Source organism: Flavobacterium sp. (genome assembly GCF_025352015.1).
Taxonomy (GTDB): Bacteria; Bacteroidota; Bacteroidia; order Flavobacteriales; family Flavobacteriaceae; genus Flavobacterium.
Map to the genome: position 1 here is coordinate 1 of NZ_JANXUG010000061.1, position 24,586 is coordinate 24,586.

The window sequence follows — 24,586 nt, forward strand, 5'->3', positions numbered from 1 at the left end:
ATTTGGCTCGATATGATTTTAAAAACAAGGCTTGAAAAATTAGTTAATTGGCAATTTGTAGATAAATCACTTTATTTACAAGCTATGGAAAGAAGCCCAATTAATGGTTTGGAATTAAGAACTTTATTAAGTCAAAACTTAACTGACGAAATAAACAATAGAGAAGTTATTTTTAAAGGAATTGAGCAATCATACTATTATGAAGGATATGAAAAAGAAGATGATGAATAGTAATTCCTAAATTTTTTGCTTAAAACGCCAGATGGTAACAGCCGTTTCTCGCAATTGCGAATTTTGTTGTAAGTTCACGTTTCGCAAGAAATATTATTTTAACAGAAAATAATTCGTTCCGAAGTTCGCAACTGACTAGAAGAAGAGGAACGTTATAGCAAATGGTAAGGCGACCGTAACAACTAATAAAACATGGGACTAACAGACATAAAAAAAGAACTTAAAAAACTCGACAAGGACAAACTAATTGACCTTGTTGCCGACTTGTATAAAAAAAACAAATCAGTAAAGGAGTTTTTTGACTTTTATGTAAATCCGAACGAGAGAGAACTTTTTGAAAAATATCGGGACAGACTTTTTGAAGCGTTTTATCCTAAACGTGGTTACAACTTTAAGCTCAAAGACGGGAAACAAGCAATTAGCGACTTCAAAAAAATTGGGGCATCAACAGACTTGCTTGCTGACTTGATGTTATTTTACGTTGAGACAGGAGTGAAATTCACTAATGACTATGGAGATGTCAATGAAACATTTTATAAAAGCTTGGCGACAACTTTTGTTGATAGCTTGACTTTAATGAGAAATGAAAATCTTCTGGACAAATTTGAAGACCGAGTTGGAAAAGTTGTTGACGACACGAGCGGAATAGGTTGGGGTTTTCACGACTATTTAGTACAAGTTTGGGTTGACTTTTATCCAACAGATGATTATGAAGACTTTGAAGAAAAAGAAGATAATGTAACAGAACAAAAGGGAAAAATAATAAAACTTGGCAGACAATGACCACCGCAAAAACCACTGGCTATAACTCACGCCTTGCGCCATTGCCGGTGACGTGGTAAAATGAAACTTTATGTACGCAAAATATTTTATCTTGGTTGACAGTTTCTACTACTCAATCGGCAACGAGCGCAAGCCGCGAAACTTCAAACTGTCTAAAAATCTCTTCTCATTTATTACTCTTTTTGTCAAACGAAGCATCATTTTATTTGGGAGTTTGGTGATTTTGTTCTGGATTATGTGTTTTAACCGTATTTTTGTTTCTAAAAAAACAAATGGAAGATCTCCTAGTTATTTTAAAAAAGCATCATTATAAAAAAATAAAATTCAAAGTTTCAAAAACCAAGCATTTGCTGATAAAAGCAAGAATTAATGGTGTTTTGGGGAATTTTATTTTAGATACGGGAGCAAGTAATAGTTGCGTAGATTTTGATGGCATAACCTATTTTAACTTAACGGCAGGACAATCAAAAACAAAAGCTGCTGGTGCAGGTGGTACAGGAATGTTTACACAATTGGCAAAAAATAATTTGTTGGGAATTGGTCGTTGGAAAACAGATGAATTTCATCTAATTATTTTTGATTTGAAGCATGTAAATGATGCCTTGCAACACTATAAAGCCAAACCCGTTCATGGCATTATGGGTGCTGATATTTTACTAGAAGGTAAAGCTATTATTGATTATTCTAATCATTGTTTGTATTTGAGGTAGCCCGTTTTCTTAAAGCATAAAAAGCTATAATTGTACTTAACAACATCAAAAAACTTCCTAAAATAAAAGGGGCACCCGGCAACTGAAATGGCGCTTCTTTGTGCGTAAAAAAGTAAAAGGTATTGGTCATCATCACTGGTCCAACAATAGCCGAAGCACTCATCAAACTGGCTAATGTTCCTTGTATTTCACCTTGCTCGTCAGCAGGAACTTTGGACGAAACTGTAGCTTGCAATGCTGGTCCTGCAATTCCACCCAGACAATAGGGAATTAAAAAAACAAACAGCATCCAACTTTGGGTCGCAAAAGCAAAAAGCAACATCCCGATAGTATACAATGACAACCCAACATAAATACTTTTTTCATTGCCAAGTCTTGGACTCGTCCATCGAATTAATCCGCCCTGCACAATTCCTACCAAAAGTCCGACTACTCCCAACGAAATTCCTACCATTTTTTCATCCCAATTGAACCGATACATCGTGAAAAAACTCCAATTGCTATGTATTGCGTGCGAACCTACATAGAGTAAAAAAATAGCTACAATCAACCCTACTAAAGAGGGATATTTTTTGAGTCGTATAAAAGCTGTAATAGGATTGGCGCGGTTCCATTCAAAGGCTCTGCGATTCTTTTTAGCTAATGATTCGGGTAGAATAAAATAGCCGTAAAGAAAATTTAACATGCACAAAATAGCTGCCGCATAAAAAGGAACTCTAGAACCATATTGACCCAATAATCCACCAATAACAGGGCCGATAATAAATCCTAATCCAAACGCTGCTCCAATCATTCCAAAGTTTTTGGCTCTATTTTCTGGGGTGCTCACATCAGCAATATAAGCAGATGCTGTAGTAATGCTTGCGCCTGTTAAGCCTGCAATAATTCTACCAATAAACAACCAAACAATCGTTGGAGAAAAAGCCAAGAAAAGATAATCTAATGCAAAGGCAAAAAGCGAAATTAAAATAATAGGCCGCCGACCAAATTTATCACTCAAATTCCCGATTAAGGGTGCACAAATAAACTGTGTTATAGCATAAGCAAAAGTTAACCATCCGCCGTACCTTGCAGCCTCACTAATATCGCCATGAATGAGTTCTTTGATTAATTTTGGAATCACTGGAATTATAATTCCATAACCGGTAATATCTATAAGCATTGTGATAAAAATGAATCCTATCGCAGCTTGTTTCTGATTTTTTTTCATATTGATTATTGATTGGCAAATAAACAAAAAATCCCGCTTGGTTTATGAAGCGGGATATAAAAAACTGTTAGGTTTTATTATTCTTATTCTAAAGTTCTAATGCTTTAGTAACATTACCATCCATTAAAATTTCAACGGGGTTTTCCAATGCTTCTTTAACAGCTACTAAAAACCCAACAGACTCTCTACCATCAATAATTCTGTGATCATAAGAAAGTGCCACGAACATTACTGGCGCTATTACTATTTGTCCGTTTTTAACAACCGCTCGTTCCACTACATTGTGCATACCAAGTATTCCTGATTGCGGCGGATTAATGATAGGTGTAGATAACATACTTCCAAAAACGCCACCGTTAGAAATGGTAAATGTTCCGCCAGTCATTTCATCTACTGTGATTTGTCCATCACGTGCACGTATCGCTAATCGTTTGATTTCAGCTTCCACACCTCGGAAAGTCAAAGTTTCTGCAAATCTAACTACAGGTACCATCAAGCCTTTTGGACCTGAAACTGCTACCGAAATATCACAAAAATTATAAGATATTTTCTCCTGACCGTCAATCATCGAATTGACATCTGGATATAATTGTAAGGCACGGGTAACCGCTTTTGTAAAGAAAGACATGAAGCCCAATCCTAAACCATGTTTCGTTTTGAACTCTTCTTTGTATTGTTCGCGCAACGCATAAATCGCCGTCATATCCACTTCGTTAAACGTGGTCAACATGGCCGTTTCATTTTTTGCAGCCACTAATCTTTCTGCAACTTTACGACGCAACATAGATAATTTTGTTCTTTCTGAACCACGGTTTCCGCCAGTTGGTGTTCCCATGGATGGAACTCCTTTTACGGCATCTTCTTTGGTGATTCTACCATCTCTTCCTGTTCCTACAACTTTTGCCGGATCAATGTTTTTTTCGTCTAATATTTTTCTTGCTGCTGGCGATGGTGTCTGACTAGCATAAGTTGTAGTTACAACTGTAGCTGCCTTCAGAACTTCTGCTTTTGGAGTTTCAACTTTAGGACTTTCCGTCTTTTGGCTTTCGCCTGATGTTGGTTTTGCAGCAGTAGTGTCAATTAAACAAACTACAGCACCAACTGCTACTGCGTCACCTTCAGCCGCTTTAAGTGTGATAATTCCGCTGGCTTCTGCTGGCAATTCCAGCGTTGCTTTGTCTGAATCAACTTCGGCTATAGCCTGGTCTTTTTCTACATAATCGCCATTTTTTACTAACCACGTAGCAATTTCAACTTCTTTAATTGATTCTCCCGGTGAGGGAACTTTCATTTCTAAAATCATTTGTATATACCTTAAAATGTTTTGTTTACTTATTCTAATAAATTTTGAATTGATACATCTTCATCTATCTCTTCCCAATGGATGCCTTCGCTTTTACCAATTAATCGCCATTTATTCAATTGTTCATCCGTTGCTTTTCTCAATCTTGGAAACCATTCTAATGGAATTGACAATTCTCTACCATCCTCCAAAAATACTATCATTTTAGCATTTTCAAAAGCAATTTTAATTGCGTTCTTTGATTTGTTAATTGTTAAAAAACTCATCCCATTTTTGTATTAAAAGTTCTTGATTTTCTCCAACTAAATTACGAATTTGTTTTAATCACTAGCATTAAATCCTATTGACTTAATTATTTCTATATTTTCAATAGTGAATTTGGCTGTTTTCTCTGCTTTCTCAATATGAATATGCTTTGGCAAATGCTCGTTACTATAAAAGAAAAATCTAAATCCGTCTGTGTAAAAAACGGTTGGCATTATTGAAATAGATTCTTGTCAAATACCATTCTGATGGCATCAGCATGACGTCTTCTGTCTCGTGTATGACTTCCTGCTGCCGGTGCTGCGTAGGCTTTGAGCGATGCCAATCTCCATTTTACTAAATCGAAATTCATCAACATAAAGCTGTAAGCTCCCATATTCTTGGGTTCTTCCTGTGCCCAAACGAAATCATCTGCATTTGGATAACTTTGGATAACTGTTTTCAATTGGTCAACTGGCAACGGAAATAATTGCTCGATACGAACCAATGCTACATCATTTCTGCCTAGATTTTCTCTTTCGGCAAGTATATCATAATAGAATTTTCCGGTGCAGAAAACCACGGTTTTTACTTTTGATTTATCAACCGATTTGTCATCGATTGTTTCCTGAAAACTGCCATTATACAATTCCTCACGAGTAGAAACGCAAAGAGGATGGCGCAATAAACTTTTTGGTGTAAACACAATTAAGGGTTTACGAAATTTTGTTTTCATTTGGCGACGCAACAAGTGGAAAAAATTCGCAGGTGTTGTGCAATCCGCCACATACATATTGTGGCGTGCGCAAAGCTGCAAATATCTTTCCATTCGAGCCGAAGAGTGCTCTGCTCCCTGACCTTCATAACCATGAGGCAACAAAAGAACGATACCGTTTTGATTATTCCACTTGTCTTCACCACACGAAATGTATTGGTCAATCATGATCTGGGCTCCGTTGGAGAAATCTCCAAATTGTGCTTCCCAAATCGTTAAAGCATTTGGATTTGCCAAAGCATAACCATAGTCAAATCCTAAAACCCCATATTCAGAAAGCAAAGAATTAAAGATATTGAACTTCCCTTTTTTGTCTTTTACCGTGTTCAAAAGAATTACTTCTTCTTCGCTGTCTTCCACTTTTACCACCGCGTGACGGTGTGAAAATGTTCCTCTTTCTACGTCCTGTCCTGATACTCGAACATCATATCCTTCGGTCAAAAGAGAACCGTAAGTCAAGGTTTCTGCAGTTCCCCAATCGATGACATCGTTGTCATACATGGTTTTTCTATCGGTGACAATTTTCGAAATTTTGCTGATGAATTTTTTATCCGTTGGCAACGTTGAAACCGAAACGATGATTTCATCTAATTTCTTTTTTTCAAAGGTGGTGTCGACTTTTTTCAGCATTTCGTCATCCGAAACCTGAACGTAGCCTTCCCATTCGTCCTGCATAAATGGTTTGATAATCGTCAAATCTTTTTTACGAGAAGCGGTTAAATTTTCATCTAAATTTTCCTTGTATTCGTTTTCAATTTTGTTAAGATAAGCGGCATCCAAAATTCCAGAAGTGATTAATTTTTCGGCATAAATGTCTCTAGGATTTTTGTGACGGGCAATAAGTTTGTACAAAACAGGTTGTGTAAAACGAGGCTCATCTCCTTCGTTATGTCCATATTTTCTATACCCTAACAAATCGATGAATACATCGCGACCAAACTGCATTCGGAAATCTAACGCAAAAAGCATAGCATGAACGACCGCTTCAACATCATCTGAATTTACATGAAGTACTGGCGACAAAGTTACTTTGGCAACATCTGTACAATATGTTGATGAACGTGCATCTAAATAATTGGTTGTAAATCCAACTTGGTTATTAATCACAATGTGGATTGTTCCTCCGGTTTTATATCCGTCAAGCTGCGCCATCTGGACAATTTCGTACACAATTCCTTGTCCAGCAACTGCGGCATCTCCGTGAACAGCGATAGGCAATACTTTTGAAAAATTGTCGGGAAAATGTTTATCTTGTTTGGCTCTAGTAATTCCTTCAATTACAGCTCCAACGGTTTCCAAGTGTGAAGGATTAGGTGCTAGATTCAGGTTGATTTTTTTGCCCGATTTGGTTTGTCTTTCAGCGGTTAAACCTAAATGATATTTCACATCACCATCAAAATATTCTTGGTCGTAATCTTTTCCATCAAATTCGGAGAAAATATCTTGTGTTGCTTTTCCAAAAATATTCGCAAGGATATTTAATCTTCCTCTATGCGCCATTCCCATTACGAATTGCTCTACTCCTTTTTCGGCTGCAGTTTCTATCAAAGCGTCTAACGCAGGAATGATACTTTCGCCTCCTTCTAATGAAAAACGCTTTTGACCTACATATTTGGTATGCAAAAAGTTTTCAAAAGAAACTGCTTCGTTCAGTTTACCTAAAATATGTTTCTTTTGATCATTATCGAAATTTGGAAGATTGCCATTTATGTTTATTCTGTCTTGAATCCATTGAATTACCTCTGGATTTCTCATGTACATGTATTCGATGCCAATATGTTGGCAATACACATTTTTCAGATGATTTAATATTTGCTGCAGTGTTTCGGGCTTATGTCCTAAAACTTTGGCGGCATCAAAAACAGTATTCAAATCGGTGGAGGAAAGTCCAAAATTGACTAAATCCAAATTGGGATCATACGTTCTTCGGTCACGAACTGGATTGGTCTCGGTAAACAGATGTCCACGAGTTCGGTAGCCATCAATTAATTTTAGTACATTAAATTCTTTTTGAAGTTTATCCGAAACCTGTCCGTTTTGAGGAACATTGGTGGCATAATTTGCCAATTCTTGCACTCGATTATCGGCGTAATTTTCTTCATTGTAAGTAGTCAATCCAAAATCGAAACCTTGAAAAAAAGCCCTCCAACTTGGTTCTACGCTATCAGGATTTTGAAGGTATTGCTCGTATAAATCGGCGAAAAATTCGGTGTGAGCTGCATTTAAAAAAGAAAACCTATCCATAAAATATAATTGAATGTCCTGATTTGTATAATAGTTTGGCAAAAGTACAATAAATGGTAATAAATTATAAATTATTTTAGATACTTTTATCTTTTTAAAAATTAAACAATTAAAATTTATGAAAATGAGTCATAATTCATTTGTTTTTAATTTGATTTGGACATTTTTGTTAGTCATTTTTCCAATAATTGGTATTGCGCAAGATGTTAATTTACCAAAAGCTAAAACTGGTGCTTTTTGGGAACATGTACAATTTGGTGGTGGTTTAGGGTTATCTATTAGTAGCGACTATACAGATGTGACTATTGCGCCTGGAGCAATATATAATTTTAATGAGCATTTTGCTTTGGGAACCGGTTTGCAATACAGCAATTTAAAACAGAAAAACTACTATTCTGCTAATGTTTTTGGTGGCAGCTTAATGGGTTTATACAGTCCTGTTCAGGAAATTCAACTTTCGATGGAGTTGGAAGAAATAAATGTAAACAGTAAATATCAGGATTTAGGCGGAAATATCGCAAGAAATTTTTGGAATACTGGTTTGTTTATCGGTGGTGGCTATCGGCAAAATAATGTCACTATTGGTGGCAGATTTAATGTGCTTTTTGACACAAATAAAGACATTTATGGCAGTGCTTTTATGCCGTTTGTACGAGTATTTTTTTAAACTTTTCGACAAAATCTAGAAGATGAAAACCGACTTAACTGATATAAAGCTAACCATCCAAAAATGTGGCAATGACAAATATAGATTTGGCATAAATACTCATGATTCAAAAACACTATTTGGAGAAAGAGGTTTTTTAGTAAAAATATTTTTGTCCTCAAATCATAAAGAATACATAGAAACCAAAACGAAATGTGGTCCGCCAAATAATAATTTTACTTCTAAAATTAGTAAAAAAGGATACGATTTATATGAAGCGGAAATAAATGATTGGATTAAAAAAGAAAATTACAACACATATGTTCTTGGCGAACCAACCAAACTTTTATTCATTTATAATAAAGTTAAAAAGGAATTAGCTTTTATAAAAAAAATAGACAAATCTTAAAACCATGAACAAAACCAAAGCTATAAGACAAATATTAATTGGAACTGAATTCAAATATTTAATTGAAAAATTTGAAGAAACTGGTAATTCTTATTTAAGTGACTTCATTAACAGTTATAATAATGGCAAGCTTTTAGATTACTTGAAAAATTTTGAAAAAGATGATATAAAAGCTATTAAATTAGAAAACATAATCAAAAATGAGTTGAAAAATAATTCAAGTCCATTTTTTAATAAGATGTTTATTTTTATGGCAATCTTTTTTGTTTTGATGTTTATTTTTATCCTAATCAGTTTAAAAAAATAAATCTTTAGAACCGATTCCGAAACCAAACTTTCATCCATTCTCTTTTTAAAACTAAAAAGGCAATTTGCTCCGAAAGTTCTACGGTATCCGAACCATCTAATAGTTTGACATTATCTTCGGGAACATCGATGATGTAAAGCAAGTTTAATAATTCCGCATATTTATACTGAATAAGGCGATAAATTTTTTCGTGTAATTGTACTTTGAGTTCATGCGGAGTGGTGCTTTGCGGGAAATCAATGGCTTCATTTGCAAAATTGAAATCCTTGTTGATTTGTTTAATTAATTTGGAGTACAAAAATTCACTTTCTGCAGTTGTCAATAATTCTTCTATAGATACCGGAACTGGGAAATTCATAGGTGCATTTTTAAATTGATATTTCGGTTTTGCTTTTCCAATAGCTAACTATTTTTGCCAAAATTACATCGCCACCTGCATAGAAAAAAACAGCTCCCATAGGCGGATTTACGGCCGGAATTATCCCAAAAGTTTTTGGAACCCAAGTCCAACATCTGAAATAGGTTCCTACCAACTCAATAAAGATAACGCAAAATGCTATAGTGAAGTATACCATTTGCCACTTTTTTCTTTTCATTAAAATAAAAAACAACAACCCAAAAATTAAGGAGAAAACATCATTTAGAAAAAAACCAACCATCAAAAAAAGAATTGCTAAAGCAACAAAAAAGATTTTTTTTAATTTTTTTTCGTTGCTAATTATGATGGGAATTCCTGCAAATACAAATCCAGATGCATATACAATAGCATGTCCAAAAGGCACGTAAAGAGGAATGTCAATAGTTCTATACGCATACATTCCGAGTGCTTTGCAAAAAATAAGTTCGCCCAGATAGGATAAAAAAACCATACAAAACATTAGCTTTCTCAAATACGCTTGTGCAGAGAAAAAAAACAAACAGAAATAGGTAATTGCTAAAACATTGGTTAAACTTCTTCCGTCGAAATAAGTAGCAGTGAAAAATACAGAATCAATAAAAAGCGCTAAAACAGTAAAAAAAGGAAAGAAATAGGCGTAAAAAAAAAGTTTCCTATTTTTAACTTCATGGAAATTAAAAAAGGGTATGGCTAAAAACCGACTCATTTATTTAAACTTTTCTACTCATTAATTTTTCTGCAAATACTTGAAGAACTGCTTTTTTATTGGTTTCAATATTCATTTTTTCTAGGGTTTCTAGAGCTTTTAAGGTGTAAGTATGTATCGCTTTTTGCGTAGCTTGTGTAGCGCCTGATTGATTAAAAATTGCTGAAACAGAATTGATTTTATCAGTATAATCGTTTGGTTGAATAGAAAATAAATGAAGCAATTGCTCCTTTTGGTTTGCAGTTGCAAATTCCATTGCTTTGAGATACAAATAAGTTTTTTTGTTTTCGATAATGTCGCCGCCTACTTGCTTTCCAAAGGTTTCGGGATTGCCAAAAGCGTCTAAATAATCGTCCTGCAACTGAAAAGCAATGCCTAAATTTAGCCCGAAATCATAAATAAAATTTGCGTTTTCCTCTGAAGTTTCAGCCACAATAGCTCCCATCTTCAAGGCGGCTCCCACCAAAACTGCAGTTTTGTATTCAATCATTTTTAGATATTCAGCAATAGTAACATCATCTCGGATTTCAAAATCTACGTCATACTGTTGTCCTTCGCAAACTTCAAGGGCTGTTTTACTAAATAATTTGGCCAATTCCCTAAAAATTGACGGTTCATAGCCTTCAAAATGTTGGTACGCCAAAATAAGCATCGCATCACCCGATAGAATTCCGGTATTAATATTCCATTTTTCGTGCACCGTTTCATTGCCTCTTCGCAACGGAGCATCATCCATAATATCGTCGTGAACCAGCGAAAAATTGTGAAAAACTTCAATGGCTGCTGCTGCAGCAAGGGCTTTTGTACAATGTACATCAAAAACTTCGGTTGCCATCAAGGTTAAAATAGGACGCATTCTTTTTCCACCTAAATGCAGAATATATTCTATGGGTTCGTAAAGATTTTTTGGCTCTTTGGTTACATGCAAATCCTTAAAATATTCCGATATTATTTCTTGATAGTGGGAAATCGAATGCATAAAAGAAAATTTTTGCTAATTTATGTTATTCTTTACACATTACAAAAGTGCGTTTTTTATGCAATGTTAAATTTACGTTAATACTTTGGAAACTATATTAGTGTTGAAAGTTTCCTTATTATTTTTGCACCACAAAAGATATCATTTACATGAAAGATAAAATCATCAAAAAAGCAACAGATATGTTTTTGAAACTAGGTTTTAAGAGTGTTACCATGGATGATATTGCTTGCGAGATGTGTATTTCAAAAAAAACAATTTATAAGTATTTTAGCAATAAAGAACTCCTTATTGAAGAAGGAACACGAGAGGTTCACAAGGAAATTCATGAAACCATAAACCAAATTATTGCCAAAAAACACAATGCCATTCAAGAGAATTTTGAGATTAGAAAAATGTTTAAAGAAATGTTTAAGTCTACTGAAACTTCACCCATTTATCAATTAAAAAAACACTATCCTCAAATATACGAATCGGTAATGCATCGAGAAATTGACGAATGCAAATCGGTTTTTGAACAAAATATTAAAAAGGGAATTGATGAAGGGTTTTATCGAGAAAACATCAATATAGAAACGTTTGTTAGGTTTTATTACACTTTGATTTTTAGTATAAACGAAAATACAAAATCAGAAAAAGAAGCTTTTGCACTAGAAATGGAAGCTCTGGAATATCATACACGTGCTATGGCAACACCAAATGGAATTCTCGAATTAGAAAAACAATTAAAGGCAACTATCAATTAATATACTATGAAATATAAATTTATATCAATTTTTCTAATGCTTGTGAGCATTTCAAAAGCGCAAGACAAACAACAAAACTATACTTTTAGTTTGCAACAAGCCATAGACCATGCGTTGCAACATAATTATTCTGCTATCAATGCCGGCAGAGATATTGAATCTGCCAAACAAAAAAAATGGGAAACTACCGCAGCAGGTTTGCCTCAAATAAATGGCGGTGTTTCATATTTAAATAATATTGATTTTACCTTACAGGGTGTTAAAGGCAATGCTTTTAATCCAGCGCTTGACCCTAACACCATCAGTCTTTTTGCTTTTGGTACCAAACAATCCATGAATTCAAGTCTCACTTTGAGCCAATTACTTTTTGACGGCTCCTATATTATAGCACTTCAGGCAGCAAAAACCTATTTGAAGTTCTTTGAAAATGCCAAGCAAAAAACTAATTCAGAAATCAGAGAAATGGTTATTAATTCTTATGGAAATGTGTTGCTTGCTGAAGAAAGCATTGCCATTCTCGAAAAAAACAAAACGATTTTAGCAAAAACTTTATCTGATACGCAGGAAACTTTTAAAAATGGTTTGATAGAAGAAGAAAATGTTGAACAACTGCAAATTACATCAGCCACTATCAAAAGTAATTTAAAAAACACTAACAGGCTTTTAGATATTGCCTATAAAATGCTCAAGTTCACTCTAGGCATGGATATTAATTCTGAACTGAAATTAACAGATAAATTAGATACGTTAACAGTTTCTAATTTAAACATGGCATTAATACAAAACGAATTTGATGTTAAAAATAATATCAGTTACCAGATAGCTTCAAATTTTCAAGAGCAACGTTCGTTAGAGTTAAGATTACAAAAAAGTAAAGCGTTACCGACCCTTGCAGCTGCATTTAATTTTGGTTATAATTCATTTGCTAATGATTTTTCATTTTTTGATAGCAAACAGAAATGGAATAAATATTCCAATCTTGGTGTGAGTTTGAGTGTACCAATCTTTAGTAGTTTTGGGAGAAGTGCCAAAACGCAACAAGCCAAAATAGCTTTTGAACAAGCCAAAACGCAACTTTCGCAAACCGAACAACAATTAAAATTGGGTTATGAAAAAGCAAAAAGCGAATATGCCTTTAGCATCGAAGAATATGCTACATCCAAAAGCAACCTAAACTTGGCGGAACGCATTGAGAAAAAACAACAAATCAAATTTACCGAAGGATTGTCATCAAGCTTTGATTTTAGTGAAGCACAAAGACAATTATATACTGCACAACAAAACTATTTACAATCGATGGTAAATATAATCAACAAAAAAGCCGCTTTAGAAAAACTAACTAATAAAAACTAATTTATATCAAATGAAAAAAATACTATACTTATCAGCATTATCAATGTTTTTTGTATCCTGTTCTAAAGGAACAAAAACAGAAAACATTGACGATTTAATCAAGGCTAAAAACGTTAAAGCACTAAACGCAAAGAAAACTTCTTTACAGTCAGACATTACCAAAATTGAAACCGCTTTAGCCACAATTGATGTGAAAAAAGAAGAAGCTTTGGTTTCTGTAATGACTGTTAAAGACACTGTTTTCGCTCATTATATTGACATTCAAGGAAGCGTGAATACCAAAGAAAACATCATAGTTCAACCCGAGTATAGCGGAACATTAACTTCATTGCCTGTCAAGGCTGGAGATCGAGTTACGAAAGGACAAATTCTTGGCAAGGTTGACGATGCCGGAATGAGTCAGCAATTAGCAAGTATCGAAAATCAATACAATTTGGCTAAAACTACTTTTGAAAGACAAAAAAATCTTTGGGACAAAAAAATTGGTTCAGAAATTCAATATCTACAAGCACAAACGCAAATGACTACTGCTCAAAAAAGTGTAGCTCAAATGAAATCGCAATTAGCCAAAACTGTGATTCGTGCGCCATTTAATGGAACCATTGACGACGTTTTTGTAGAAAAAGGACAAGTAGTTGCACCAAGCGTTCAAGGATTGATGCGCATTGTGAATTTAGCAAATATGTATGTTTCTACGACAGTTCCTGAAAGCTATATTGGAAAACTAAAAGTAGGCGATCAAGTAGACATTTTTTTAACTTCATTAGGCAAAACTTATAAAGGTAAAGTGCGTCAAGTAGGGAATTTCATCAACCCAAACAACCGAAGTTTTGGTGTGGAAGTAGGCGTTCCAAATCCTGATAATTTACTCAGACCAAACCAAGTTGCCAATCTTAAAATTGTTGATTACACTAATAAAAAAACTGTCGTAGTTCCAACCAACGTTATACAAGAAGATGGAGCCGGGAACAAATATGTTTATACAGTTGAAGGCAGTAATGGCAGAACAGGAAAGGCTAAAAAAGCTATTGTAACCGTAGGAAAATCATCTGATAATGTGACCGAAATTTTAAAGGGTTTATCCTCAAATGACATTATAGTAACCGAGGGTGTAAATAATATTTCAGAAGGAATGAAACTTAATTTCTAAAACCGTTGTAAGTTCTAGGTTCTAGGTTCAAGGTTGTTTTCAATCTTTAACTTATAACTTATAACTTATAACTCATAACTATAAAAAATGAGTCACCAAAATAAAGAATTCAGTATATCAAGTTGGGCTATAGATAACCGCGTTACGGTTTATATCTTCACCTTGCTTATCGTCGTTACAGGTTTAATTGCCTATGTAACTATGCCTCGGGAAGATTTTCCAGAAATCATTGAAAACAAAGTATATATATCATCGATTTTCCCAGGAAATTCAGCCGAAGATGTCGAGAAATTAATTATAAAACCACTCGAAAAACAAATCAAAAACATCAGCGGTGTGGGGAAAGTAACGGCAAGTTCCTTCCAAGATTACGGAATGATAGTAGCCGAGTTTTCGGATAAAATTTCTATTGAAGAAGCCAAAATCAAAATTAAAGACAAAGTTGACATCGTAAAAGCCGACACCGATTGGCCCAACTTGGACAATGGTAGTAAAGTAGAACCTAGTGTTTTCGAGCTCAATATTTCGGAAGAAGTACCCATTTTGAATATCAATCTGAAAGGAAATTATACCACACAACAGCTGAAAGATTATGGCAAAAAACTGCAAGACGATATTGAAGAAATTCCAGAAGTAAAGAAAGTTGACATTCTTGGCGTTGACAACAAAGAAGTAGAAATTGCCGTTGACATTTTCAAAATGACTGCCGCCCAAGTTTCATTTGATGATATTCAAAATGCGGTGAAGTATGAAAACATGACGCTTTCGGGCGGAAATTTAATTTCGCAAGGCTCCAGGAATAATATTAGAATCATTGGGGAAATTAAAGACCCAAAAGAATTAGAAAATATTATTGTAAAACACAACGGCGGTATCGTTTATCTCAAAGATGTTGCCGCAATCTCGTTCAAAGAAAAAGAAAAAACCACTTATGCCCGTGAGAAAGGCAAAGAGGTTGTGATGCTGAATGTGAAAAAACGCTCGGGACAAAACATGATTTCGGCGATTGATCAAGTGAAAGAAAAACTTAAATTAGCGCATGAAAATTATTTGCCAAAAGACTTAAAAGTTGAATTAACCAATGATCAATCATCGCGCGTTGAACATCAAGTAGATGAATTGTCGAACCATATCATTTTCGGAATTGTATTGGTAATGATTGTCTTAATGTTTACCATGGGATTGCGAAACTCTTTATTCGTGGGAGCTGCAATTCCGCTTTCGATGATGATTGCGTTTACCATTTTGGCAGCTTTTGGTTTAACCTTAAACACGATGGTACTTTTCGGATTGGTAATGGGATTAGGTTTATTAGTTGATGACGGAATTGTGGTGGTTGACAATGTTTTTGCCAATATGAAAAAAGGAATGCCTAGAGTACAAGCCTCTAAAATTGGTATTGGAGAAATTGCATGGCCTGTAATTTCATCCACAGCAACTACTTTGATGGCGTTTTTACCTTTTGCGCTTTGGCCTGGAACTATGGGTAAATTTATGATTTATTTCCCAATAACGTTAACAGTTACCCTAACCGCTTCTCTATTTGTGGCAATGGTTGTCAACGCCGCCATGACTGGTGGTTCCATGGCTATTGAAGATAAAAATGTAACAACAAAAACTGCCAAAAGATATTCGTTAATTTTAGGAGTTATTGGAATTCTGTTTGTTATTATTGGAAATCTAAACCATGTGAAATTCGCTCGAGGAATTGGTCATTTTGCATTGATTTCACTAGGATTAATGTGGTTATATAAATGGAAGTTGTACCAATGGACACAAGATTTTCAACACAGTTTCTTCCCAAGATTAGAAGAAAAATACAAAGGTTTTTTAAGTAAAATTCTAACTGGAAGAAATGCCTGGTTTGCACTTGGTGGCATCATCGGGATGTTGTTTTTATCTATCTTTTTATTGGGGCTATTCCCAAGAAAAGTGTTGTTTTTTCCTGAAAACATTCCAAGACAAGTCATCACTTATATCGAATATCCTCAAGGAACTGATATTGGTAAAACAAACAAAGCTACGTTATTCGTAGAAAAACAAGTAATCGATATTATGAAAAAATATGTCGATCCTAAAACCAGTGAAAATTATTTAGCAGAAAGTATTGTTTCCCAAGTAGGCGTTGGTGCAGGAAACCCAAATGTAGATGCCGGTTCCGCCAATGAAACTCCTTTTAAAGGAAAAGTAACTGTCAATTTCTCGGAGTTCAAATTCAGACGTGGCGTAAATACTTCTGATGTATTGGATGAAATTCGTGCCCGAGTTAAAGGAATAGCTGGAGCAAAAGTAACTGTTGAAAAAGATGCCAATGGTCCACCAGCGGGTTATCCTATCAGCGTGCAACTTACGGGTTCCGTTGGAGCAAATTATGATGTCATGCTAAAAGAAGCCGACAAAATGATTGCCTTCATCGACTCGAAAAAAATTCCTGGTATTGAGCGACTTAATGTTGATGTCAATAAAGAAAGTCCAGAACTTGAAGTAAAAGTAGACAGAGTCAATGCAGGAAGTCTTGGTGTTTCTACTGGGCAATTAGGGTTCAATTTGCGTCGTTCTGTTTATGGTCAAGAAATATCTACTTTTAAAGAAGGAGATGATGATTATAACATTGTGGTTCGTATGCAAGAAGACCAGCGCAAGAACGAAAATATTCTTTTCAATCAATCGTTGACTTTTAGAAATCAGGCGAATGGCCAGATGATGCAGGTTCCTATTTCCGCGGTTTCTCATACCGAGAAAACGAATACCTACAACCAAATCAAGAGAAAGAATTACAAGCGAATAATGACCATTTATTCGAACGTATTGACGGGTTATAACGGCGATGAAATTACTAAACAAATTGCAACCGAATTAAAGTCCTATCAATTACCAAAAGGAATCACCTATTCTTTTTCAGGAGTGCAAGAAGAACAAGGAAAAAATCAAAGTTTCTTACTGTTAGCGTTGTTTCTGGCAATGGCTGGTATTACTATCATTATTGTATTACAGTTTAATTCGGTTTCTAAAACGTTAGTGATTTTGTTTACCGTATTATTGAGTTTCAGTGGTGTTTTTTATGGCTATGTCATTGCCAATATGGATTTTGTTATCCTAATGACCATGATGGGAATTATTTCGCTGGCAGGAATTGTAGTGAAAAACGGAATTGTTTTGATGGATTTCTTTGTCTTGTTATTAGATAAAAAAGTCGCTGACAAAGCAGTTGAAAGTCACAACGATTTATCGCTGGATGAAATTAAAGAAGTCATTATTGAAAGTGGTAAAAACCGTCTACGCCCAGTATTGTTGACTGCATTAACGGCAGTTTTAGGATTAATTCCGTTAGCGATTGGTTTGAACTTTGATTTCTTTGGGTTAATAACCGATTTAAATCCGCATTTATATATGGGTGGTGATAATGTTATTTTTTGGTCGCCATTGGCTTGGACCATTATTTTCGGGTTGACTTATGCCACCATTTTAACTTTAATCATGGTACCCGTAATGTTCTTTTTAGTCAAACGAACCAAATATTGGATTAGAGATAGAAACACATCATATTGAAGATAATATCTAAAAAAGGGAACTGCAATGGTTCCCTTTTTTGGATAATTAAATGTATCAAACCTCATCTTATTTGAGTAATCCTTCTAATTGTTCGTTCAATTTAGGGTTCGAAGGTCTTGATGCATCAGCATCTACAACATTTCCTTGAGGATCAATTAAAATAAATCTAGGAATAGAATCTATATTGAACGATTTGATAAAATCAGAAGTCCAATTTTTATCGGCAAACAATTGAATCCCTCCGAGTTTTTTCTCTGAAACAAATGTTTTCCATTTATCATGGTCTTTGTCCACATCCAAAGAAATGCTTACAAAAGCAATATTTTTTCCTTTAAACTTTTCTTCCACTTTTTGCAAAGACGGAATTTCTCCTCTACATGGTCCGCACCACGTTGCCCAAACATCTATGTAAACGTATTTCCCTTTTAAACTTTCAAGCGCTGTTTTTCCGCCAGCGTGATTTTCATAATTAAAACTTGGAGCACTGGCGTTATTTAATTTCTTGTTTGCTAATGACATTGAAAAATATTTTTGCAACTCACCCATTTTTGCCGCACTCATTTTCTTTTGTAATGCAACAAAATCTGAATCTAATTTTGCACTTTCTAAACGAGCTAAATCAGAGGCTTTCATTTCATTTGTTTGTTTCATAAAATCTTTTTCATTTGATTTTAATAACGATTCAAAATTAATTTTGCCTTCCAACAACGTATTTTGGGCTAAAAAATTATTTTCTTTTGCACCATTTCCGGCAAAAGTAATCGATTCATCAAACTTGGTAGCGTCCATTTTTAAATCTAAATCATATCCAGGTTTTAAATAAAGATTCGCATATTCAACCCCGTCGAACATTTGATACATCCCGACCTTTGCAGTAAACGAATCGTTAAAAGCGCCTTCTTTGTTTAATTTGATTTCTTTGATAATAGTGTTATTATCTTTTACGTAAAGAACATCACCATTCCTATTCGTAATGGTGCCATGAAATAAAATTTTCTCCTGTGAGAAACTAAACGAAGTAAAAACTAGTACAAATACTAGCAATAATATGTTTTTCATATTAGCTGAAATTAGGTTAATAATTTCAAAAATACTTGTTTATTTAATAAAATTAAAAATTTTAACACTATTTTTCATTAGTAATTTTAGAAAAAGAATACCTCATTAATTTGATTTTTGTTTTTACTTTTGTAAAAATTTATTCTAATGTACAGAAGTCATACCTGTGGCGAATTGAACGCTACTCATATTAACAAAGAAGTTAGGCTCGCCGGATGGGTTCAAAAATCACGAGATAAAGGATTTATGAATTGGGTTGATTTGCGCGATCGATACGGAATTACGCAATTGTTATTTGACGAAAGTCGTTCTGAAAAATCGGTTTTTGAATTGGCTAAAACCCTCGGACGTGAATTTGTAGTTCAAGTAAAAGGAATTGTTATTGAGCGTGAAGCCAAAAACAAAAATATTCCAACCGGCGAAATAGAAATTCTTGTAAAAGAAATGACTATTCTAAACCCTTCCTTAACACCACCTTTCACTATAGAAGATGACACTGATGGCGGCGAAGACATTCGCATGAAATATCGCTACCTCGACATTCGAAGAAATCCTGTAAAAAACAATTTGCTTTTTCGTCATAAAGTTGCAATGGAAGTTCGTAAATATTTATCAGATTTAGATTTTTGTGAAGTCGAAACTCCTGTTTTAATCAAATCAACTCCCGAAGGCGCAAGAGATTTTTTGGTGCCAAGCCGCATGAATCAAGGACAATTTTATGCTTTACCACAATCGCCGCAAACGTTCAAACAATTATTGATGGTTGGCGGAATGGATAAATATTTTCAAATAGTAAAATGCTTCCGTGACGAAGATTTACGTGCCGATAGACAACCCGAATTTACTCAAATCGATTGCGAAATGGCATTTGTAGAGCAAGAAGATATCTTAAATGTTTTTGAAGGATTGACACGCCATCTACTAAAAGAAATTAAAGGTGTAGAAGTAGAAAAATTTCCCAGAATGACTTACGATTATGCGATGAAAACATATGGCAATGACAAACCAGATATTCGCTTTAATATGAAGTTTGGCGAGTTAAATGCGGTGGCACAACATAAAGATTTTCCAGTTTTCAATGCCGCAGAATTAGTAGTTGGTATTGCCGCTGCAAATTGCGCTTCCTTATCAAGAAAAGAAATCGATGCTTTGATTGATTGGGTAAAACGCCCGCAAATTGGTGCATCCGGGATGGTATATGTTAAATGCGAAGAAGACGGAACATTCAAATCATCAGTAGATAAATTTTACGATCAGGAAGATTTAAAAAAATGGGCAACAATCACTGGCGCAAAAGCCGGAGATATGATTTTTGTGCTTTCTGGTTCAGCCGATAAAACTAGAACGCAACTATCTGCCTTAAGAATGGAATTGGCACATCGTTTAGAATTACGAAATCCGGCCGAATTTGCTCCACTGTGGGTAGTCGATTTTCCATTGTTAGAATTGGATGAAGAAAGCGGGAGATGGCACGCAATGCACCATCCATTCACATCGCCAAAACCTGAAGATATGGAATTATTGGCGACAAATCCCGGAAAAGTTCGTGCCAATGCTTATGATATGGTATTAAACGGAAATGAAATTGGAGGCGGTTCCATAAGAATTCACGATAAAACTACGCAACAACTGATGTTTAAATATTTAGGATTTACCGAAGAAGAAGCTCGGAATCAATTCGGGTTTTTAATGGATGCATTTCAGTTTGGCGCGCCACCACACGGCGGATTAGCATTTGGATTAGACAGATTAGTAGCGATATTAGGTGGACAGGAAACCATCCGTGATTTTATTGCGTTTCCAAAAAACAATTCAGGAAGAGATGTTATGATTGATGCACCAGCAACAATTGATAATGCACAATTAAAAGAATTATTTATTAAATTGGACTTGAAGTAATTTATATCAAATTCACAGAATTTTAAGAAGCAATTGTTTAAATAGTTAAAAACAATTGCTTTTTTTTTGATATTATTTAAAATGTCTCAAGTATTTATCTATCAAGTTCTTATAAAGAAAATAAAAAATTAAAAAATTTTTAATTATTTAGTAATGAAATGCTTGTTATATCGCAATTAAATATATCTTTGAGCATTATTAATTATTTTTACATTACAAAATGCGCACAGGAACAGTAAAATTTTTCAACGAGTCTAAAGGTTATGGTTTTATCACAGATGATGAAACTGGAAAAGACATTTTCGTACATGCAACCGGAGTTAAAACTGAAAATTTAGCAGAAGGAGACAAAGTATCTTACGAAGAAGAAGAAGGTAGAAAAGGTAAAGTAGCAGCTCAAGTAGTAGCTATCGAAGACTAATATAAATTATTTTTTGATTACCTAGATTAAATGACATCCCGAATAATTCGGGATGTTTTTTTTTGCGTTACATGGTTATTTATAATTGTTTTAAATAGCTGGGTTTATACTAACTATTTTGAAACGTTTGTCTTTCTGTTTTTGCGAATTAAATAATGCGGCGTATATTTGTAGCTTATTAAATTACTATAATCACAACCTCTATGCAATCTAATCAATTAGACTATTTACCAATCCTTATGCAAGCTGGTTTGGCGGTTGGATTTGTCGTTTTAACCATCATTGGTTCTAGCTTTTTAGGACCAAAAAGACATTCAAAAAACAAAGACAAAAACTTTGAATGCGGAATAGAATCCGTTGGAAATGCAAGAATTCCTTTTTCTGTTAAATATTTTCTGGTAGCGATTTTATTTGTTTTGTTTGATGTCGAAGTAATTTTTTTATACCCATGGGCAATCAATTTTAAAGCTCTCGGTGTTGACGGAATGATTAAAATGGTGATTTTTATGTTATTGCTTCTAGTCGGATTCTTCTACATTATTAAGAAGAAAGCGCTGGAATGGGAATAACATCAATTAAAAATTGCGAATTAAAAATTAAAAATGAGTGATTCTAAAACAAATATGATTGCTCCGCCAGAAGGAGTAGTTGGTGAAGGTTTTTTCGCCACAAAATTGAACGATGTTGTGGGCATGGCGCGAGCCAATTCACTTTGGCCATTGCCTTTTGCGACCTCCTGTTGCGGGATCGAATTTATGGCAACCATGGCTTCTCACTATGATTTAGCACGATTTGGCTCTGAAAGAGTGAGTTTTTCTCCTCGTCAAGCCGATATGCTAATGGTAATGGGAACCATTTCTAAAAAAATGGCGCCAATTTTACGTCAGGTTTACGAACAAATGTCGGAACCTAGATGGGTAATTGCCGTTGGAGCCTGCGCCTGTTCAGGTGGCGTTTTTGATACGTATTCTGTGCTACAGGGAATTGACAAAGTAATTCCGGTAGACGTTTATGTTCCGGGTTGTCCTCCTAGACCAGAACAAATTGTAGATGGCGTAATGCAATTACAGGAGTTGGTAAGAAATGAATCTGTTCGCAGAAGAAGTTCGCCAGAATACAAAGAATTATTAGCTTCTTATAACCTATAATATGGCTTTAGAAACTACATACATACAAGAAAATCTATCCAAAAAATTTGGCAACAACGTGCTGAATTTTGAAATGAAAAGAGATATTTTTTCCTTTGAAGCGACTCGAGAAACTATTCACGAAGTAATTCAAACTTTAAAAGAAGACGAAAGCTTAAACTTTCATTTTTTAACCGATTTGACCGCAATTCATTTTCCCGACAATGATGAAAATCATCAGTTTTCCATAGCATATCAATTGCACAATTGGATTGAAAATGTTAGAATTCGGGTAAAAACCTATTTGCCAGATCCTGCGGAAGTAGCTACTATAATCGATTTGTTTCTGTGCGCCAATTGGATGGAAAGAGAAGCATGGGACTTTTACGGAATCAATTTCAAAGGTCATCCGCAACTAAAACGAATTCTAAATATGGACGAAATGGTTTCTTTTCCTATGCGAAAGGAATTCCCATTGGAAGACAGTGGAAGAACCGATAAAGACGACCGCTTCTTCGGAAGAACGCCTGTAAAAACTCAAATGGATAATTCAACATTATAAATGTCAGATTTACTATTACCCCCAGAACATCGCTATGCTAAAATCATAGAACAAAGCCGAAATGAAGACGGAAGTGAATTTTCTATCTTGAATTTAGGGCCTACGCATCCGGCTACTCACGGAATTTTTCAGAATATTTTATTGATGGATGGTGAGCGGATTTTAGATGCAGAACCAACCATTGGTTATATTCACAGAGCCTTTGAAAAAATTTCTGAAAACCGTCCGTTTTACCAAATCAATGTATTGACAGACCGTATGAACTATTGTTCTTCGCCAATCAACAATATGGCGTGGTGGATGACGGTAGAAAAATTATTAAATATTGAAGTGCCGAAACGTGCGCAATATTTAAGGGTAATCGTAATGGAATTAGCCAGAATTACGGACCATTTAATCTGTAATTCCATTCTTGGTGTTGATACCGGAGCTTATACGGGTTTCCTTTATGTATTCCAATTCAGAGAAAAAGCATATGAGATTTACGAAGAAATTTGTGGTGCCCGTTTAACAACCAACATGGGAAGAATTGGCGGTTTCGAAAGAAATTGGTCGCCAAAATCTTTTGAATTGTTAAACACATTTTTAGAAGATTTCCCGATTGCCTGGAAAGAATTCGAAAACCTTTTTGAACGCAACAGAATTTTTATTGATAGAACCGTTAACGTTGGTCCGATTACTGCGGAAAGCGCCATGCAATATGGCATGACCGGTCCTAATTTACGTGCGGCCGGAATTGATTATGATGTTCGGAAAGCAACTCCATATTCTTCTTATGAAGATTTCGAATTTGACGTTCCTGTTGGAAAATCAGGTGATACTTACGACCGTTTTTGCGTTCGTAATGCCGAAGTTTGGGAAAGTTTGAGTATTATCAAACAAGCGTTGGCAAAGTTACCGGAAGGTCCAATCCACGCTGATGTTCCAGATTATTATTTGCCCCCAAAAGAAGATGTTTACACCAATATGGAAAGCTTAATTTATCACTTCAAAATCGTGATGGGCGAAGTTCCAGTTCCTGTTGATGAAATTTATCACGCTGTGGAAGGTGGAAACGGAGAATTAGGTTTTTATTTAATTACTGATGGTAGCCGCACGCCATATCGATTAAAATTCCGCAGACCTTGTTATATCTATTATCAAGCGTATACTGAAATGATTAAAGGCGGAATGTTATCCGATGCAATCGTAATATTATCAAGTTTAAATGTAATTGCCGGCGAATTAGACGCTTAATAATTATGGAAAAATCACATATACACCAAGAGATAAATATCACTGAACCGTTGATGAATCGCATCAATGAACTAATGAGCCATTATCCTGCAGACAAAAGAAAATCAGCTTTGTTGCCCGTTTTACACGAGGTTCAGGATGCTCACGACAATTGGTTAAGTATAGAATTGCAAAACAAAGTTGCCGAGATTTTAGAAATCCAGCCTATTGAAGTCTATGAAGTGGTTACATTTTACACGATGTACAATCAAAGACCAATTGGAAAATATATGTTCGAATTCTGTCAAACTTCTGCCTGTTGTTTAAATGGTGTAGAAAATCTGATGGATTATACTTGTAATAAACTAGGAATTAAAGTTGGCGAACCAACAGCAGACGGGATGTTTGAAGTGCGTGGAGTAGAATGTTTAGGAGCTTGTGGTTATGCTCCAATGATGCAGTTGGGTGATTTTTTTCAGGAACATTTGACAGAAACAAAAATCGATCAGTTAATCACCGATTGTAAAGAAGGAAAAATCACTTTACACGATAAATAATA

General features: G+C 34.9%; 25 protein-coding genes and 1 pseudogene. 17 read left to right on the forward strand and 9 right to left on the reverse strand.

The annotated features are described in order from the left end of the window. The 3 genes and pseudogenes from Q0Q96_RS06075 to Q0Q96_RS06085 all read left to right on the forward strand — a co-directional run. Positions 1–231: pseudogene (locus Q0Q96_RS06075) on the forward strand (cell filamentation protein Fic); the annotation flags it as partial. Positions 232–423: 192 nt separating this feature from the next. Continuing rightward, a complete protein-coding gene (locus Q0Q96_RS06080) occupies positions 424–1,014 on the forward strand; it encodes a DUF6155 family protein (protein ID WP_293872344.1) in 591 nt (196 codons plus the stop codon). A 272-nt stretch (positions 1,015–1,286) separates the two neighbouring features. Further along, positions 1,287–1,724 (forward strand): retropepsin-like aspartic protease, encoded by a 438-nt coding sequence (locus Q0Q96_RS06085; RefSeq protein WP_293872345.1) that lies wholly within the window; start codon positions 1,287–1,289, stop codon positions 1,722–1,724. Here the strand turns inward: Q0Q96_RS06085 and Q0Q96_RS06090 are convergent. The 5 genes from Q0Q96_RS06090 to Q0Q96_RS06110 all read right to left on the reverse strand — a co-directional run bounded on the left by Q0Q96_RS06090 (position 1,699) and on the right by Q0Q96_RS06110 (position 7,499). Next, a complete protein-coding gene (locus Q0Q96_RS06090; RefSeq protein ID WP_293872346.1) occupies positions 1,699–2,934 on the reverse strand; it encodes a TCR/Tet family MFS transporter in 1,236 nt (411 codons plus the stop codon). The two genes, Q0Q96_RS06085 and Q0Q96_RS06090, sit on opposite strands and share 26 nt — an antisense overlap. 88 nt (positions 2,935–3,022) lie before the next feature. Further along, on the reverse strand, positions 3,023–4,237 hold the full coding sequence (gene odhB, locus Q0Q96_RS06095; protein WP_293872347.1) for a 2-oxoglutarate dehydrogenase complex dihydrolipoyllysine-residue succinyltransferase: 1,215 nt from the start codon (positions 4,235–4,237) through the stop codon (positions 3,023–3,025). A 29-nt stretch (positions 4,238–4,266) separates the two neighbouring features. Next, complete coding sequence (locus tag Q0Q96_RS06100) at positions 4,267–4,503, reverse strand: DUF2442 domain-containing protein (RefSeq protein WP_293872348.1); 237 nt, start codon at positions 4,501–4,503, stop codon at positions 4,267–4,269. Between the two features lie 54 nt (positions 4,504–4,557). Further along, positions 4,558–4,716, reverse strand: a complete 159-nt coding sequence (locus Q0Q96_RS06105) for a DUF4160 domain-containing protein (RefSeq protein ID WP_293872349.1) — start codon at positions 4,714–4,716, stop codon at positions 4,558–4,560. After that, on the reverse strand, positions 4,716–7,499 hold the full coding sequence (locus Q0Q96_RS06110) for a 2-oxoglutarate dehydrogenase E1 component (protein ID WP_293872350.1): 2,784 nt from the start codon (positions 7,497–7,499) through the stop codon (positions 4,716–4,718). Before Q0Q96_RS06110 ends, Q0Q96_RS06105 begins: the two co-directional genes overlap by 1 nt. A gap of 124 nt (positions 7,500–7,623) precedes the next feature. Between Q0Q96_RS06110 and Q0Q96_RS06115 the strand changes: the two genes are divergently transcribed. From Q0Q96_RS06115 to Q0Q96_RS06125, 3 genes are read left to right on the forward strand one after another with little or no spacing between them, the layout of a single operon-like run. Beyond that, on the forward strand, positions 7,624–8,166 hold the full coding sequence (locus Q0Q96_RS06115; RefSeq protein ID WP_293872351.1) for a hypothetical protein: 543 nt from the start codon (positions 7,624–7,626) through the stop codon (positions 8,164–8,166). A gap of 22 nt (positions 8,167–8,188) precedes the next feature. Continuing rightward, positions 8,189–8,554: a hypothetical protein gene (locus Q0Q96_RS06120; RefSeq protein ID WP_293872352.1), complete on the forward strand. Its 366-nt coding sequence runs from the start codon at positions 8,189–8,191 to the stop codon at positions 8,552–8,554. A gap of 4 nt (positions 8,555–8,558) precedes the next feature. Further along, entirely contained in the window at positions 8,559–8,861 is a 303-nt protein-coding gene (locus tag Q0Q96_RS06125; protein ID WP_293872353.1) for a hypothetical protein, read from the forward strand. Positions 8,862–8,865: 4 nt separating this feature from the next. On the opposite strand, the gene Q0Q96_RS06130 is transcribed toward Q0Q96_RS06125, so the two are convergent. From Q0Q96_RS06130 to Q0Q96_RS06140, 3 genes are read right to left on the reverse strand one after another with little or no spacing between them, the layout of a single operon-like run. Further along, positions 8,866–9,219 carry a hypothetical protein gene (locus Q0Q96_RS06130; RefSeq protein ID WP_293872354.1) on the reverse strand — a complete coding sequence of 118 codons (354 nt, stop codon included), beginning with the start codon at positions 9,217–9,219 and terminating at the stop codon, positions 8,866–8,868. Positions 9,220–9,229: 10 nt separating this feature from the next. Further along, on the reverse strand, positions 9,230–9,964 hold the full coding sequence (locus Q0Q96_RS06135; protein WP_293872355.1) for a hypothetical protein: 735 nt from the start codon (positions 9,962–9,964) through the stop codon (positions 9,230–9,232). Positions 9,965–9,968: 4 nt separating this feature from the next. Continuing rightward, positions 9,969–10,943, reverse strand: a complete 975-nt coding sequence (locus Q0Q96_RS06140) for a polyprenyl synthetase family protein (protein WP_293872356.1) — start codon at positions 10,941–10,943, stop codon at positions 9,969–9,971. 149 nt (positions 10,944–11,092) lie between these two features. On the opposite strand from Q0Q96_RS06140, the gene Q0Q96_RS06145 reads away from it, so the two are divergent. The 4 genes from Q0Q96_RS06145 to Q0Q96_RS06160 all read left to right on the forward strand — a co-directional run bounded on the left by Q0Q96_RS06145 (position 11,093) and on the right by Q0Q96_RS06160 (position 17,741). Beyond that, positions 11,093–11,689 (forward strand): TetR/AcrR family transcriptional regulator, encoded by a 597-nt coding sequence (locus Q0Q96_RS06145; RefSeq protein WP_293872357.1) that lies wholly within the window; start codon positions 11,093–11,095, stop codon positions 11,687–11,689. Between the two features lie 6 nt (positions 11,690–11,695). Beyond that, on the forward strand, positions 11,696–13,042 hold the full coding sequence (locus tag Q0Q96_RS06150; protein WP_293872358.1) for a TolC family protein: 1,347 nt from the start codon (positions 11,696–11,698) through the stop codon (positions 13,040–13,042). Positions 13,043–13,052: 10 nt separating this feature from the next. Then, positions 13,053–14,192: an efflux RND transporter periplasmic adaptor subunit gene (locus Q0Q96_RS06155; RefSeq protein WP_293872359.1), complete on the forward strand. Its 1,140-nt coding sequence runs from the start codon at positions 13,053–13,055 to the stop codon at positions 14,190–14,192. Between the two features lie 87 nt (positions 14,193–14,279). Then, a complete protein-coding gene (locus Q0Q96_RS06160; RefSeq protein ID WP_293872360.1) occupies positions 14,280–17,741 on the forward strand; it encodes an efflux RND transporter permease subunit in 3,462 nt (1,153 codons plus the stop codon). 69 nt (positions 17,742–17,810) lie between these two features. Here the strand turns inward: Q0Q96_RS06160 and Q0Q96_RS06165 are convergent, their stop codons facing one another. Further along, on the reverse strand, positions 17,811–18,803 hold the full coding sequence (locus tag Q0Q96_RS06165; protein ID WP_293872361.1) for a TlpA disulfide reductase family protein: 993 nt from the start codon (positions 18,801–18,803) through the stop codon (positions 17,811–17,813). Between the two features lie 147 nt (positions 18,804–18,950). Between Q0Q96_RS06165 and aspS the strand changes: the two genes are divergently transcribed. The 7 genes from aspS (at position 18,951) to Q0Q96_RS06200 (ending at position 24,584) form a co-directional block, all read left to right on the forward strand. Continuing rightward, entirely contained in the window at positions 18,951–20,702 is a 1,752-nt protein-coding gene (aspS, locus tag Q0Q96_RS06170; protein WP_293872362.1) for an aspartate--tRNA ligase, read from the forward strand. A 220-nt stretch (positions 20,703–20,922) separates the two neighbouring features. Continuing rightward, positions 20,923–21,123, forward strand: coding sequence for a cold shock domain-containing protein (locus Q0Q96_RS06175; protein ID WP_293872363.1), 201 nt, complete (start codon positions 20,923–20,925; stop codon positions 21,121–21,123). 203 nt (positions 21,124–21,326) lie between these two features. Continuing rightward, complete coding sequence (locus Q0Q96_RS06180; protein ID WP_293872364.1) at positions 21,327–21,692, forward strand: NADH-quinone oxidoreductase subunit A; 366 nt, start codon at positions 21,327–21,329, stop codon at positions 21,690–21,692. A 33-nt stretch (positions 21,693–21,725) separates the two neighbouring features. Further along, positions 21,726–22,271: an NADH-quinone oxidoreductase subunit B gene (locus tag Q0Q96_RS06185; RefSeq protein WP_293872365.1), complete on the forward strand. Its 546-nt coding sequence runs from the start codon at positions 21,726–21,728 to the stop codon at positions 22,269–22,271. Position 22,272: 1 nt separating this feature from the next. After that, positions 22,273–22,812 carry an NADH-quinone oxidoreductase subunit C gene (locus Q0Q96_RS06190; RefSeq protein WP_293872366.1) on the forward strand — a complete coding sequence of 180 codons (540 nt, stop codon included), beginning with the start codon at positions 22,273–22,275 and terminating at the stop codon, positions 22,810–22,812. Then, the gene (locus tag Q0Q96_RS06195; RefSeq protein ID WP_293872367.1) at positions 22,813–24,048 is read left to right on the forward strand and encodes an NADH-quinone oxidoreductase subunit D; all 1,236 of its coding nucleotides are present in this window, start codon (positions 22,813–22,815) and stop codon (positions 24,046–24,048) included. 5 nt (positions 24,049–24,053) lie between these two features. After that, positions 24,054–24,584 (forward strand): NAD(P)H-dependent oxidoreductase subunit E, encoded by a 531-nt coding sequence (locus Q0Q96_RS06200; protein ID WP_293872368.1) that lies wholly within the window; start codon positions 24,054–24,056, stop codon positions 24,582–24,584. The last annotated feature ends 2 nt before the right edge of the window (positions 24,585–24,586 follow it).

Bases quoted from the DNA above. Each gene is read 5' to 3' on its own strand.
- Q0Q96_RS06160 (WP_293872360.1), top strand. From the start codon at position 14,280: ATGAGTCACCAAAATAAAGAATTCAGTATATCAAGTTGGGCTATAGAT.
- Q0Q96_RS06110 (WP_293872350.1), bottom strand. From the start codon at position 7,499: ATGGATAGGTTTTCTTTTTTAAATGCAGCTCACACCGAATTTTTCGCC.
- Q0Q96_RS06085 (WP_293872345.1), top strand. From the start codon at position 1,287: ATGGAAGATCTCCTAGTTATTTTAAAAAAGCATCATTATAAAAAAATA.
- Q0Q96_RS06080 (WP_293872344.1), top strand. From the start codon at position 424: ATGGGACTAACAGACATAAAAAAAGAACTTAAAAAACTCGACAAGGAC.
- Q0Q96_RS06180 (WP_293872364.1), top strand. From the start codon at position 21,327: ATGCAATCTAATCAATTAGACTATTTACCAATCCTTATGCAAGCTGGT.
- Q0Q96_RS06090 (WP_293872346.1), bottom strand. From the start codon at position 2,934: ATGAAAAAAAATCAGAAACAAGCTGCGATAGGATTCATTTTTATCACA.
- Q0Q96_RS06140 (WP_293872356.1), bottom strand. From the start codon at position 10,943: ATGCATTCGATTTCCCACTATCAAGAAATAATATCGGAATATTTTAAG.
- Q0Q96_RS06130 (WP_293872354.1), bottom strand. From the start codon at position 9,219: ATGAATTTCCCAGTTCCGGTATCTATAGAAGAATTATTGACAACTGCA.
- Q0Q96_RS06175 (WP_293872363.1), top strand. From the start codon at position 20,923: ATGCGCACAGGAACAGTAAAATTTTTCAACGAGTCTAAAGGTTATGGT.
- Q0Q96_RS06115 (WP_293872351.1), top strand. From the start codon at position 7,624: ATGAGTCATAATTCATTTGTTTTTAATTTGATTTGGACATTTTTGTTA.
- Q0Q96_RS06145 (WP_293872357.1), top strand. From the start codon at position 11,093: ATGAAAGATAAAATCATCAAAAAAGCAACAGATATGTTTTTGAAACTA.
- Q0Q96_RS06135 (WP_293872355.1), bottom strand. From the start codon at position 9,964: ATGAGTCGGTTTTTAGCCATACCCTTTTTTAATTTCCATGAAGTTAAA.
- Q0Q96_RS06200 (WP_293872368.1), top strand. From the start codon at position 24,054: ATGGAAAAATCACATATACACCAAGAGATAAATATCACTGAACCGTTG.
- odhB (WP_293872347.1), bottom strand. From the start codon at position 4,237: ATGATTTTAGAAATGAAAGTTCCCTCACCGGGAGAATCAATTAAAGAA.
- Q0Q96_RS06165 (WP_293872361.1), bottom strand. From the start codon at position 18,803: ATGAAAAACATATTATTGCTAGTATTTGTACTAGTTTTTACTTCGTTT.
- Q0Q96_RS06105 (WP_293872349.1), bottom strand. From the start codon at position 4,716: ATGCCAACCGTTTTTTACACAGACGGATTTAGATTTTTCTTTTATAGT.
- aspS (WP_293872362.1), top strand. From the start codon at position 18,951: ATGTACAGAAGTCATACCTGTGGCGAATTGAACGCTACTCATATTAAC.
- Q0Q96_RS06185 (WP_293872365.1), top strand. From the start codon at position 21,726: ATGAGTGATTCTAAAACAAATATGATTGCTCCGCCAGAAGGAGTAGTT.
- Q0Q96_RS06155 (WP_293872359.1), top strand. From the start codon at position 13,053: ATGAAAAAAATACTATACTTATCAGCATTATCAATGTTTTTTGTATCC.
- Q0Q96_RS06100 (WP_293872348.1), bottom strand. From the start codon at position 4,503: ATGAGTTTTTTAACAATTAACAAATCAAAGAACGCAATTAAAATTGCT.
- Q0Q96_RS06125 (WP_293872353.1), top strand. From the start codon at position 8,559: ATGAACAAAACCAAAGCTATAAGACAAATATTAATTGGAACTGAATTC.
- Q0Q96_RS06150 (WP_293872358.1), top strand. From the start codon at position 11,696: ATGAAATATAAATTTATATCAATTTTTCTAATGCTTGTGAGCATTTCA.
- Q0Q96_RS06120 (WP_293872352.1), top strand. From the start codon at position 8,189: ATGAAAACCGACTTAACTGATATAAAGCTAACCATCCAAAAATGTGGC.
- Q0Q96_RS06195 (WP_293872367.1), top strand. From the start codon at position 22,813: ATGTCAGATTTACTATTACCCCCAGAACATCGCTATGCTAAAATCATA.
- Q0Q96_RS06190 (WP_293872366.1), top strand. From the start codon at position 22,273: ATGGCTTTAGAAACTACATACATACAAGAAAATCTATCCAAAAAATTT.